Origin of the sequence: Bacillus sp. FSL R5-0820 (genome assembly GCF_038593385.1) — a bacterium.
GTDB classification, from domain to species: domain Bacteria; phylum Bacillota; class Bacilli; order Bacillales; family Bacillaceae; genus Bacillus; species Bacillus altitudinis.
Map to the genome: position 1 here is coordinate 1 of NZ_CP151991.1, position 12,500 is coordinate 12,500.

At 43.4% G+C, this 12,500-nt stretch carries 7 protein-coding genes, 2 tRNA genes and 2 rRNA genes (1 of these 11 running past the window's edge); all 11 read left to right on the forward strand.

Translation table 11 applies throughout. The annotated features are described in order from the left end of the window. Entirely contained in the window at positions 1-1,341 is a 1,341-nt protein-coding gene (dnaA, locus tag NST15_RS00005; protein ID WP_008347594.1) for a chromosomal replication initiator protein DnaA, read from the forward strand. A gap of 196 nt (positions 1,342-1,537) precedes the next feature. Then, entirely contained in the window at positions 1,538-2,674 is a 1,137-nt protein-coding gene (gene dnaN / locus NST15_RS00010) for a DNA polymerase III subunit beta (protein WP_342498751.1), read from the forward strand. 150 nt (positions 2,675-2,824) lie between these two features. Further along, positions 2,825-3,040 (forward strand): S4 domain-containing protein YaaA, encoded by a 216-nt coding sequence (yaaA, locus tag NST15_RS00015; RefSeq protein ID WP_008347598.1) that lies wholly within the window; start codon positions 2,825-2,827, stop codon positions 3,038-3,040. 16 nt (positions 3,041-3,056) lie between these two features. After that, positions 3,057-4,169: a DNA replication/repair protein RecF gene (gene recF / locus NST15_RS00020; RefSeq protein WP_017368464.1), complete on the forward strand. Its 1,113-nt coding sequence runs from the start codon at positions 3,057-3,059 to the stop codon at positions 4,167-4,169. A gap of 17 nt (positions 4,170-4,186) precedes the next feature. Further along, complete coding sequence (locus NST15_RS00025) at positions 4,187-4,432, forward strand: extracellular matrix/biofilm biosynthesis regulator RemA family protein (RefSeq protein ID WP_008347601.1); 246 nt, start codon at positions 4,187-4,189, stop codon at positions 4,430-4,432. A gap of 57 nt (positions 4,433-4,489) precedes the next feature. Further along, positions 4,490-6,406 (forward strand): DNA topoisomerase (ATP-hydrolyzing) subunit B, encoded by a 1,917-nt coding sequence (gene gyrB, locus NST15_RS00030; protein WP_026050185.1) that lies wholly within the window; start codon positions 4,490-4,492, stop codon positions 6,404-6,406. A 233-nt stretch (positions 6,407-6,639) separates the two neighbouring features. Next, a complete protein-coding gene (gene gyrA, locus NST15_RS00035) occupies positions 6,640-9,144 on the forward strand; it encodes a DNA gyrase subunit A (RefSeq protein ID WP_017359864.1) in 2,505 nt (834 codons plus the stop codon). A 363-nt stretch (positions 9,145-9,507) separates the two neighbouring features. After that, positions 9,508-11,056: ribosomal RNA gene (locus tag NST15_RS00040) — 16S ribosomal RNA — on the forward strand. A 96-nt stretch (positions 11,057-11,152) separates the two neighbouring features. After that, a tRNA-Ile gene (locus NST15_RS00045) sits at positions 11,153-11,229 on the forward strand. Positions 11,230-11,243: 14 nt separating this feature from the next. Then, a tRNA-Ala gene (locus NST15_RS00050) sits at positions 11,244-11,319 on the forward strand. Between the two features lie 98 nt (positions 11,320-11,417). After that, positions 11,418-12,500, forward strand: a 23S ribosomal RNA gene (locus NST15_RS00055); it runs 1,848 nt beyond the window's last position. The 16S and 23S rRNA genes sit together here with 2 tRNA genes alongside, the layout of an rRNA operon.

Below are 12,500 nucleotides of genomic sequence, written 5' to 3' on the forward strand. Positions count from 1 at the left end.
ATGGAAAATATTTTGGATCTGTGGAATAAAGCACTTCAAAAAATAGAGACAAAATTGAGCAAACCTAGTTTTGAAACATGGATGAAGTCCACTAAAGCCCATTCTCTTCAAGGAGATACGCTGACTATTACTGCACCTAATGAATTTGCAAGAGACTGGCTCGAGTCAAGATACCTTCACTTAATTGCAGATACCATCTATGAACTGACAGGCGAAGAGCTCAGCATCAAATTTATCATTCCTCAAAATCAGGACGAAGAGGAAGCCATGCCAAAATCTCCAATCAAAAAAATGTCGAAAGAAGAACCCGTTGAAATTCCACAAAATATGCTGAATCCAAAATATACATTTGATACTTTTGTTATTGGTTCAGGCAACCGTTTTGCTCATGCCGCTTCACTTGCAGTCGCAGAAGCACCAGCAAAAGCATATAACCCGCTTTTTATTTATGGGGGCGTTGGTTTAGGAAAGACTCACTTAATGCATGCGATCGGTCATTACGTCATCGACCATAATCCATCAGCCAAAGTGGTCTATCTATCATCTGAAAAATTTACAAATGAATTTATCAACTCAATCCGAGACAACAAAGCAGTCGATTTCCGTAATCGCTATCGGAATGTAGATGTGCTTTTGATAGATGATATTCAATTTTTAGCAGGAAAAGAACAAACACAAGAAGAGTTTTTCCATACATTCAACACACTTCACGAAGAAAGTAAGCAAATCGTCATTTCTAGTGACCGGCCGCCAAAGGAAATTCCGACACTTGAAGACAGATTACGCTCTCGATTCGAATGGGGCTTAATTACAGACATTACCCCGCCAGATCTAGAAACGCGTATTGCGATCTTACGTAAAAAAGCAAAAGCAGAAGGTTTAGACATTCCGAATGAAGTCATGCTTTATATTGCCAATCAAATCGACAGCAACATTCGGGAACTGGAAGGTGCTTTGATTCGTGTCGTTGCTTACTCTTCTTTAATTAATAAAGACATCAATGCTGATCTAGCAGCTGAAGCCCTAAAGGACATCATTCCTTCATCAAAACCTAAGGTGATTACAATTAAAGATATTCAAAGAATTGTAGGGCAGCAATTTAATATTCGATTAGAAGATTTCAAAGCGAAGAAACGTACGAAATCAGTTGCTTATCCAAGACAAATTGCGATGTATCTCTCTAGAGAAATGACAGATTCCTCTCTACCTAAAATCGGAGAAGAATTTGGTGGACGAGATCATACGACCGTCATTCATGCTCATGAGAAAATTTCAAAATTAATCGTTGAAGATGAACAGCTTCAGCAGCATGTCAAAGAGATCAAAGAACAACTAAAATAATCAAGCTGATAAGATAAGTACGGGAAAATGTGAATAACTAGAGCATAGTCATACACAGTCTGTCCACATGTGGATAGGCTGTCTTTCCTTTCTTTCTACTGACTTATCCACATATTCACAGGCCCTACTAGTACTTCTACGATTTTTATTAAATAAATATATATACATGTCATTAAGAAAAATTAGGAGGACCACTATGAAATTCACGATTCAAAAAGATCGTCTTGTTGAAAGTGTCCAAGATGTATTAAAGGCCGTATCCTCTAGAACAACGATTCCTATTTTGACAGGGATTAAAATTGTTGCATCTGACGAAGGGGTTTCTCTCACAGGGAGCGATTCTGATATCTCAATCGAATCTTTTATTCCTCAAAGAGATGGAGATTTAGAAGTCATTACAATTGATCGACCAGGAAGTATTGTGCTGCAAGCCCGCTTCTTTAGCGAAATCGTTAAGAAACTGCCTATGTCTACTGTCGAAATTGAGGTAGAACAAAATCATCTAACCATCATCCGCTCTGGTTCAGCAGAATTTAATTTAAACGGCTTAGATGCTGAAGAATATCCGCATCTGCCACAAATTGAAGAGCATCATGCTTTTCAAATTCCAACAGATTTGCTTAAAAACCTTATCCGTCAAACGGTTTTCGCAGTGTCCACCTCAGAAACACGTCCTATCTTGACAGGTGTAAACTGGAAGGTTGAAAAAGGTGAATTAATATGCACAGCAACGGATAGCCATCGCCTGGCTTTAAGAAAAGCGAAGTTGGATATTAACGAGGAAAGCTCGTACAATGTGGTCATTCCTGGAAAGAGTTTAACAGAGCTAAGTAAAATTCTTGATGATGGACAAGATCTTGTGAGCATCGTCATTACGGAGACACAGGTTCTCTTTAAAGCACAGAACGTGCTGTTCTTCTCAAGATTGCTGGATGGTAATTACCCAGATACAGCTCGCCTCATTCCGCAAGAAAGTAAAACGGATGTAGTGGTGAATACGAAAGAATTCCTTCAAGCGATTGATCGCGCGTCACTTTTAGCAAGAGAAGGGCGTAACAACGTTGTGAAGCTTTCTGCTGATCCTGCGCAAAGCCTTGAAATTTCTTCTAATTCGCCTGAAATCGGTAAAGTAGTTGAAACGGTGCAAGCAGATGACATTAAAGGGGAGGATCTCAAAATCTCTTTCAGTCCGAAATATATGCTTGATGCTTTAAAAGTATTAGAGGGAACAGAGATTCATGTCAGTTTCACTGGCGCAATGAGACCATTCCTATTACACACGCCAAATGATGATTCCATTTTGCAATTGATTCTTCCAGTTAGAACGTATTAATTTGGTCTAAAATGGCTGCTGTGTGAGCGCACAGCAGCTTTTTTCCTCGTTTCCTCTGTTTTCTTTCATCCCAGTTCGCTTTCCCCCTTTCCTTCTTGTCTTGTTTTTTAGTACAATTAGATATTAGTGATATTGAAAGAGGTCGATACAATGCCTAATCTGATAACGATTGAAACAGAAATGATTACATTAGGGCAGTTTTTGAAATTAGCCGAAGTCATTCAATCTGGTGGAATGGCGAAGTGGTTTTTAAGTGAACATGAGGTGTTCATCAATCAAGAGCCAGATAATAGACGGGGACGCAAATTATACCCAGGTGATGTTGTCGAGATAGAAGGTCACGGCACATTTCAAGTTGTGAATTAGAAACGGGTGACAATACATGTACATTCAAAGTCTGGCGTTAACTTCATACCGAAACTATGAACACACCGAGCTTCAATTCGACAATAAGGTGAATGTGATGATTGGTGAGAACGCCCAAGGTAAAACGAACCTGATGGAAGCGATCTATGTATTGTCGATGGCAAAGTCTCATCGTACGTCAAATGATAAAGAACTTATCCGATGGGACGAAGACTATGCTAAAATAGAAGGTAGAGTCATCAAAAAAAATGGTCCACTCCCCATGCAGCTCGTGATCTCAAAAAAAGGAAAAAAGGGCAAGGTCAATCACATTGAACAACAGAAACTCAGTCATTATGTTGGTGCCTTGAACACCATCATGTTTGCACCAGAGGATCTCAGCCTTGTGAAAGGTAGCCCGCAAATCCGCAGAAGATTCCTCGACATGGAGATTGGACAAGTGTCTGCTGTCTACTTGCATGATTTATCGCTCTATCAAAAAATCCTCACTCAGCGAAATCATTACTTGAAACAATTGCAAACAAGAAAGCAAACGGATCAAACGATGCTGGAGATTTTAACAGAGCAGTTGATTGATGCGGCAGCGAAGGTTGTCAAAAGACGACTGACTTTTACGAAACAGCTCGAAAAATGGGCGCAGCCGCTGCATTTTGGGATTTCAAGAGAGCTGGAAACGCTCACGCTCCAATACCAGACGGCCATAGAGGTATCAGAAGCGTCAGACTTGTCGAAAATAAAAAATAGCTATGAAGAATCGTTTCAGAAACTAAGAGACAGAGAAATAGACCGAGGGGTGACGCTATGGGGGCCTCACAGAGATGATCTTCTTTTCTTTGTGAATGGTCGGGATGTTCAGACATATGGCTCTCAAGGGCAGCAAAGAACAACAGCTCTTTCACTAAAGCTGGCAGAAATTGATCTGATTCATGAAGAAATCGGTGAATACCCAATTCTTCTACTCGATGATGTTTTATCTGAACTTGATGATTACAGACAGTCTCATTTGCTCCATACCATTCAGGGACGTGTACAGACCTTTGTCACCACTACGAGTGTTGAAGGCATCGATCACGCCACCCTGAAAGAAGCGGAAATTTTCAGAGTAGCCAGTGGAAAAGTAATTGACTGATAAATGAGGTGTGAGTCTTGTATATTCATTTAGGTGATGATTGTGTTGTTTCTACACGAGAGATTGTCGCAATTGTTGATTACAAAATGAGGTCATCTTCTGTTGTAGAGGAATTTCTTCAAAAACAAGAAGAACAAATCATTTCATTGTCTCATGGGACACCCAAATCCATCGTCGTCACAACTGAATCCGTGTATTACTCTCCTCTTTCCTCAAGCACGCTCAAAAAACGTGCTTCATTTGTGATTGAAATTGAAGTCTAAAAGCTCAATTCATATAAATATATCGTTTAAGAAAAGTGTAGGTGAATGTACGTGGCAATGGAACAGCAACATAATAGTTATGATGAAAATCAGATACAGGTGCTCGAAGGACTAGAAGCGGTTAGAAAACGTCCAGGAATGTACATTGGGTCAACCAGTGCAAAAGGACTTCACCATCTTGTATGGGAAATTGTCGACAACAGTATTGATGAGGCTTTAGCTGGTTATTGTACAGACATTACAGTGCAAATTGAAAAAGATAATAGCATCACAGTGAAAGATAACGGCCGCGGAATTCCTGTTGGGATTCACGAAAAAATGGGGCGTCCTGCTGTAGAAGTGATTATGACGGTTCTTCACGCTGGTGGTAAATTTGACGGCAGCGGTTATAAAGTATCTGGCGGTCTGCATGGTGTAGGGGCATCTGTTGTTAATGCGTTATCTACGACCTTGGACGTGACCGTATACCGTGATGGAAAAATTCATTATCAACAATTCAAACGCGGCGTTCCAGTTGGAGATTTAGAGGTCATTGGTGAAACAGATGTAACAGGGACAACGACTCATTTTGTGCCAGATCCAGAAATTTTCACTGAAACCATTGAATTTGATTACGACACACTTGCTAACCGTGTACGTGAGTTAGCTTTCTTAACAAAAGGCGTCAACATCATCATTGAAGACTTACGTGAAGGCAAAGAGCGAAGAAACGAATACTGCTATGAAGGCGGTATTAAGAGCTATGTAGAACATTTGAATCGCTCGAAGGAAGTCGTTCATGAAGAACCAGTTTACATCGAGGGTGAAAAAGACGGAATCACCGTTGAAGTTGCACTGCAATACAACGATTCCTATACAAGCAATATTTATTCTTTCGCCAATAACATCAACACATATGAAGGCGGATCACACGAAGCTGGCTTTAAAACCGGTCTGACGCGTGTCATCAATGATTATGCTCGTAAAAATGGCGTATTCAAAGATGGTGACTCGAATTTGAGCGGAGAAGATGTACGAGAAGGCTTGACAGCCATTATCTCTATCAAACATCCAGACCCTCAATTCGAAGGACAAACGAAGACAAAGCTCGGTAACTCAGAAGCAAGAACCATTACCGACTCCCTCTTCTCCGAAGCACTTGAGAAATTCCTCTTAGAGAACCCTGATGCTGCAAAGAAAATTGTGGAGAAAGGTGTGATGGCAGCTCGTGCAAGAATGGCTGCCAAAAAGGCACGTGAGCTGACAAGACGTAAAAGTGCACTGGAAGTCTCTAGCTTGCCTGGGAAACTGGCAGACTGTTCTTCTAAAGATCCTTCCATCTCTGAGCTTTATATCGTAGAGGGAGATTCTGCGGGCGGATCTGCTAAGCAAGGTCGTGATCGACATTTCCAAGCGATCTTACCGTTAAGAGGGAAGATCCTAAACGTTGAAAAAGCCCGACTAGATAAAATTTTATCTAACAACGAGGTTCGTTCAATGATTACAGCGCTAGGGACTGGAATCGGAGAAGACTTCACTTTAGAGAAAGCACGTTATCACAAAATTGTGATCATGACTGATGCTGATGTTGATGGAGCGCATATACGGACGCTACTCCTAACATTCTTCTATCGCTACATGCGTGAAATCATTGAAAACGGTTATGTGTATATTGCACAGCCGCCTTTATATAAAGTACAGCAAGGAAAACGTGTTGAATACGTGTATAACGATAAACAGCTAGATGAACTGTTAAAAACGCTGCCTCAAACACCGAAACCTGGACTTCAGCGTTATAAAGGTCTTGGAGAGATGAATGCTACTCAGCTTTGGGAAACAACAATGGATCCTGATGCGAGAACACTTCTTCAAGTTACACTTGAGGATGCAATCGATGCTGATGAGACTTTTGAAATGCTAATGGGAGATAAAGTAGAGCCGAGACGTAACTTTATCGAAGAAAATGCACAATACGTAAAAAATCTTGATATTTAGATAGGTATCCCCCTTGAGAGCAACCTTATTTCTTGTTTGGAATAAGGTTGTTTTTCAAGAAACAGGGGCGTGAAACGAATGTCCTGGTTTTCTGCGTTTCGTTGATTTTCTAGTAAATAAATGTGTATAAAGGCAAGATTATTGATATAATGGAGAATAGTCTTGTGAAGATAAATACATATTTTACTCCCACATAATTTATTTCATGTGATACGTAAAGGGAGGTTCTTATAGTGAGTGAACAACATACACCAAATGTACGCGAAGTGAATATTAGCCATGAAATGCGTACGTCCTTTTTAGATTATGCAATGAGTGTTATTGTTTCGCGTGCATTACCAGATGTGCGAGACGGATTGAAGCCCGTGCATCGAAGAATTTTGTATGCGATGAATGACCTAGGTATGACAAGTGATAAACCATTTAAGAAATCTGCTCGTATCGTTGGGGAAGTTATCGGTAAGTACCACCCTCACGGTGATAGCGCTGTATATGAAGCGATGGTTCGGATGGCGCAAGATTTCAACTATCGTAATATGCTGGTTGAAGGGCACGGGAACTTTGGTTCTGTCGATGGAGACGGTGCAGCAGCCATGCGTTATACCGAGGCACGTCTTTCTAAAATTTCGATGGAGATCCTGCGTGATATCACAAAGGACACCATTGATTATCAAGATAACTACGATGGCAGCGAAAGAGAGCCAGTCGTTATGCCTGCTAGGTTCCCGAACTTATTAGTGAACGGGGCAACTGGAATTGCTGTAGGGATGGCAACGAATATCCCGCCTCACCAACTGGGTGAAGTGATTGATGGGGTATTGGCAATTAGTCAAAATCCTGAAATGACGACACAGGAACTAATGGACATCATTCCAGGTCCAGACTTCCCAACTGCGGGACAAATCATTGGCCGAAGCGGTATTCGTAAAGCGTATGAAACAGGACGCGGCTCTATTACATTACGTGCAAAGTCAAATATCGAAGAAACATCTAGTGGTAAGCAGCGCATTATCATCAATGAGATTCCTTACCAGGTTAACAAAGCTCGTTTGATCGAAAAAATCGCTGATCTTGTCCGTGATAAAAAGATTGATGGCATTACAGATCTTCGTGATGAATCTGACCGTAATGGAATGAGAATCGTCATTGAACTACGAAGAGACGCAAACGTCCATGTTCTATTAAACAATCTTTATAAACAAACGACACTTCAAACGTCTTTCGGTATTAACTTGCTTGCACTTGTTGATGGACAGCCGAAAGTGTTGTCTCTCAAACAATGTCTCGAATATTACCTTGAGCATCAGAAAGTGATCATTCGTCGAAGAACGGCGTATGAATTGCGTAAAGCAGAAGCAAGAGCTCATATTTTAGAAGGCTTAAGAATTGCGCTTGATCACTTAGATGAGGTCATTGCCTTAATTAGAGGCTCTCAAACTGCTGAAATTGCAAGAAATGGTTTGATGGAAAACTATAGCTTGTCTGAAAAACAAGCACAGGCCATTCTCGATATGCGACTCCAGCGTTTGACTGGTTTAGAAAGAGAGAAAATAGAAGATGAATACAAAGGGCTTGTTGAATTGATTGCTGAATTGAAAGCCATTCTAGCAGACAATGAGAAAGTTCTAGAAATCATTAGAGAAGAATTAACAGAAATCAAAGAACGCTTCAATGATACGCGCCGCACAGAAATTGTGACAGCGGGTATAGAAACAATCGAAGACGAAGATTTGATTCCTGTTGAAAATATTGTGATCACACTGACTCATAATGGTTATATTAAGCGCCTGCCTGCATCAACATACCGCAGTCAAAAAAGAGGCGGTAAAGGTGTACAAGGAATGGGAACCAACGAAGATGATTTCGTTGAACAGCTGATCTCAACATCGACGCACGATACGATTCTCTTCTTCTCTAATAAAGGGAAGGTTTATCGAGCGAAGGGCTATGAGATCCCTGAATTCGGACGAACAGCAAAAGGGATTCCGATTATTAACCTTCTTGAAGTAGAAAAGGGAGAGTGGATAAACGCCATTATTCCAGTCAGCGAATTTGATGAAGATTCGTATCTCTTCTTTACAACAAGACACGGTGTATCGAAACGAACGTCATTGTCTCAATTTGCAAACATCCGTAACAACGGTTTGATTGCACTCAGCCTACGTGATGAAGATGAATTGATGGCTGTTCGTTTAACCAATGGTGAAAAACAAATTATCATCGGAACGAAAAAAGGAATGCTCATTCGTTTCGACGAGACAGATGTTCGTGAAATGGGACGTACAGCAGCTGGAGTTAAAGGGATCACACTTTCTGAGGATGACATCGTCGTTGGAATGGAAATCCTTGAGCCAGATGCAAACGTATTGATCGTAACTGAAAAAGGTTATGGTAAATTAACGCCTGAAAAAGAATATCGTGTCCAAAGCCGTGGTGGTAAAGGTCTGAAAACATGCAAGATCACTGACAACAACGGTCCGCTTGTTGCAGTGAAGGCGACTAACGCTGAAGCTGAAGAAGACTTGATGATTATTACAGGTAGTGGTGTCATCATCCGTATGGCCGTTTCAGATATCTCCACAACAGGCCGAGTCACTCAAGGTGTCCGCCTGATCCGTCTAGGTGATGATGAACATGTCGCTACAGTGGCATTAGTAGAACAATCACCAGAAGACGATGAAGAGAATAGTGAAGAAAACGTAGAAAATGTAGAGTCAGATCAAGAGCAATCTGAGTAAAGATAAAGCCGGTTTTTCACCGGCTTTATTTTTTTTTGAAAAAACATGATTTTTTTTGAAGTTTATAATGCTTTTTTCATAGATATGTGTTAATCTTTCAAAGGAGCAAAAAGAGGCTCTATTTTTTATCTCTTTCATAACAAAAACTTCTTAAAAAAATAAAATGTTTTTCAAGAAAAATGTTGACTATTGATAGAGATATATGATATATTTAAGTGGTCGCTTTGAGAGAGTGACAAACAAGTTCTTTGAAAACTAAACAAGACAAAACGTACCTGTTAATTCGAGTTTTTATAAAAAATCCTATGATACATCATAGGTAGTCAGTCAAACTGGCGAAAAGCAAAACTTCGGTTTTGAACTTTTTCGGAGAGTTTGATCCTGGCTCAGGACGAACGCTGGCGGCGTGCCTAATACATGCAAGTCGAGCGGACAGAAGGGAGCTTGCTCCCGGATGTTAGCGGCGGACGGGTGAGTAACACGTGGGTAACCTGCCTGTAAGACTGGGATAACTCCGGGAAACCGGAGCTAATACCGGATAGTTCCTTGAACCGCATGGTTCAAGGATGAAAGACGGTTTCGGCTGTCACTTACAGATGGACCCGCGGCGCATTAGCTAGTTGGTGAGGTAACGGCTCACCAAGGCGACGATGCGTAGCCGACCTGAGAGGGTGATCGGCCACACTGGGACTGAGACACGGCCCAGACTCCTACGGGAGGCAGCAGTAGGGAATCTTCCGCAATGGACGAAAGTCTGACGGAGCAACGCCGCGTGAGTGATGAAGGTTTTCGGATCGTAAAGCTCTGTTGTTAGGGAAGAACAAGTGCAAGAGTAACTGCTTGCACCTTGACGGTACCTAACCAGAAAGCCACGGCTAACTACGTGCCAGCAGCCGCGGTAATACGTAGGTGGCAAGCGTTGTCCGGAATTATTGGGCGTAAAGGGCTCGCAGGCGGTTTCTTAAGTCTGATGTGAAAGCCCCCGGCTCAACCGGGGAGGGTCATTGGAAACTGGGAAACTTGAGTGCAGAAGAGGAGAGTGGAATTCCACGTGTAGCGGTGAAATGCGTAGAGATGTGGAGGAACACCAGTGGCGAAGGCGACTCTCTGGTCTGTAACTGACGCTGAGGAGCGAAAGCGTGGGGAGCGAACAGGATTAGATACCCTGGTAGTCCACGCCGTAAACGATGAGTGCTAAGTGTTAGGGGGTTTCCGCCCCTTAGTGCTGCAGCTAACGCATTAAGCACTCCGCCTGGGGAGTACGGTCGCAAGACTGAAACTCAAAGGAATTGACGGGGGCCCGCACAAGCGGTGGAGCATGTGGTTTAATTCGAAGCAACGCGAAGAACCTTACCAGGTCTTGACATCCTCTGACAACCCTAGAGATAGGGCTTTCCCTTCGGGGACAGAGTGACAGGTGGTGCATGGTTGTCGTCAGCTCGTGTCGTGAGATGTTGGGTTAAGTCCCGCAACGAGCGCAACCCTTGATCTTAGTTGCCAGCATTCAGTTGGGCACTCTAAGGTGACTGCCGGTGACAAACCGGAGGAAGGTGGGGATGACGTCAAATCATCATGCCCCTTATGACCTGGGCTACACACGTGCTACAATGGACAGAACAAAGGGCTGCGAGACCGCAAGGTTTAGCCAATCCCACAAATCTGTTCTCAGTTCGGATCGCAGTCTGCAACTCGACTGCGTGAAGCTGGAATCGCTAGTAATCGCGGATCAGCATGCCGCGGTGAATACGTTCCCGGGCCTTGTACACACCGCCCGTCACACCACGAGAGTTTGCAACACCCGAAGTCGGTGAGGTAACCTTTATGGAGCCAGCCGCCGAAGGTGGGGCAGATGATTGGGGTGAAGTCGTAACAAGGTAGCCGTATCGGAAGGTGCGGCTGGATCACCTCCTTTCTAAGGATATATGGAGCAGCGTACGTTTTTCGTCTTGTTTAGTTTTGAAGGAACTTGCAAAAGATCCTACAACATCATATCTTCGATATGAAAGATGGGCCTGTAGCTCAGCTGGTTAGAGCGCACGCCTGATAAGCGTGAGGTCGGTGGTTCGAGTCCACTCAGGCCCACCATCTTCTATTAAATCGGGGCCTTAGCTCAGCTGGGAGAGCGCCTGCCTTGCACGCAGGAGGTCAGCGGTTCGATCCCGCTAGGCTCCACCAACGTGTTCTTTGAAAACTAGATAACAATAAGTAATACATTCACATTGAATGCAATGCAAAGTTCATCACACATAGTGATTCTTTCTAAAGTAAGAAATGGTTAAGTTAGAAAGGGCGCACGGTGGATGCCTTGGCACTAGGAGCCGATGAAGGACGGGACGAACACCGATATGCTTCGGGGAGCTGTAAGCAAGCTTTGATCCGGAGATTTCCGAATGGGGAAACCCACTGCTCGTAATGGAGTAGTATCCATACTTGAATACATAGAGTATGAGAAGGCATACCCGGGGAACTGAAACATCTAAGTACCCGGAGGAAGAGAAAGCAAATGCGATTCCCTGAGTAGCGGCGAGCGAAACGGGAACAGCCCAAACCAAGAGGCTTGCCTCTTGGGGTTGTAGGACACTCTATACGGAGTTACAAAGGAACGATATAAGCGAAGAGGTCTGGAAAGGCCCGCCAAAGAAGGTAACAGCCCTGTAACTGAAATGTTGTTCTCTCCAGAGTGGATCCTGAGTACGGCGGAACACGTGAAATTCCGTCGGAATCCGGGAGGACCATCTCCCAAGGCTAAATACTCCCTAGTGACCGATAGTGAACCAGTACCGTGAGGGAAAGGTGAAAAGCACCCCGGAAGGGGAGTGAAATAGATCCTGAAACCGTGTGCCTACAAGTAGTCAGAGCCCGTTAACGGGTGATGGCGTGCCTTTTGTAGAATGAACCGGCGAGTTACGATCCCGTGCAAGGTTAAGCAGAAGATGCGGAGCCGCAGCGAAAGCGAGTCTGAATAGGGCGCATGAGTACGTGGTCGTAGACCCGAAACCAGGTGATCTACCCATGTCCAGGGTGAAGTTCAGGTAACACTGAATGGAGGCCCGAACCCACGCACGTTGAAAAGTGCGGGGATGAGGTGTGGGTAGGGGTGAAATGCCAATCGAACCTGGAGATAGCTGGTTCTCTCCGAAATAGCTTTAGGGCTAGCCTCAAGGTAAGAGTCTCGGAGGTAGAGCACTGATTGGACTAGGGGCCCCTACCGGGTTACCGAATTCAGTCAAACTCCGAATGCCGATGACTTATCCTTGGGAGTCAGACTGCGAGTGATAAGATCCGTAGTCGAAAGGGAAACAGCCCAGACCGCCAGCTAAGGTCCCAAAGTATACGTTAAGTGGAAAAGGATGTGG

Bases quoted from the DNA above. Each gene is read 5' to 3' on its own strand.
- recF (WP_017368464.1), top strand. From the start codon at position 3,057: ATGTACATTCAAAGTCTGGCGTTAACTTCATACCGAAACTATGAACAC.
- dnaN (WP_342498751.1), top strand. From the start codon at position 1,538: ATGAAATTCACGATTCAAAAAGATCGTCTTGTTGAAAGTGTCCAAGAT.
- yaaA (WP_008347598.1), top strand. From the start codon at position 2,825: ATGCCTAATCTGATAACGATTGAAACAGAAATGATTACATTAGGGCAG.
- gyrB (WP_026050185.1), top strand. From the start codon at position 4,490: ATGGAACAGCAACATAATAGTTATGATGAAAATCAGATACAGGTGCTC.
- dnaA (WP_008347594.1), top strand. From the start codon at position 1: ATGGAAAATATTTTGGATCTGTGGAATAAAGCACTTCAAAAAATAGAG.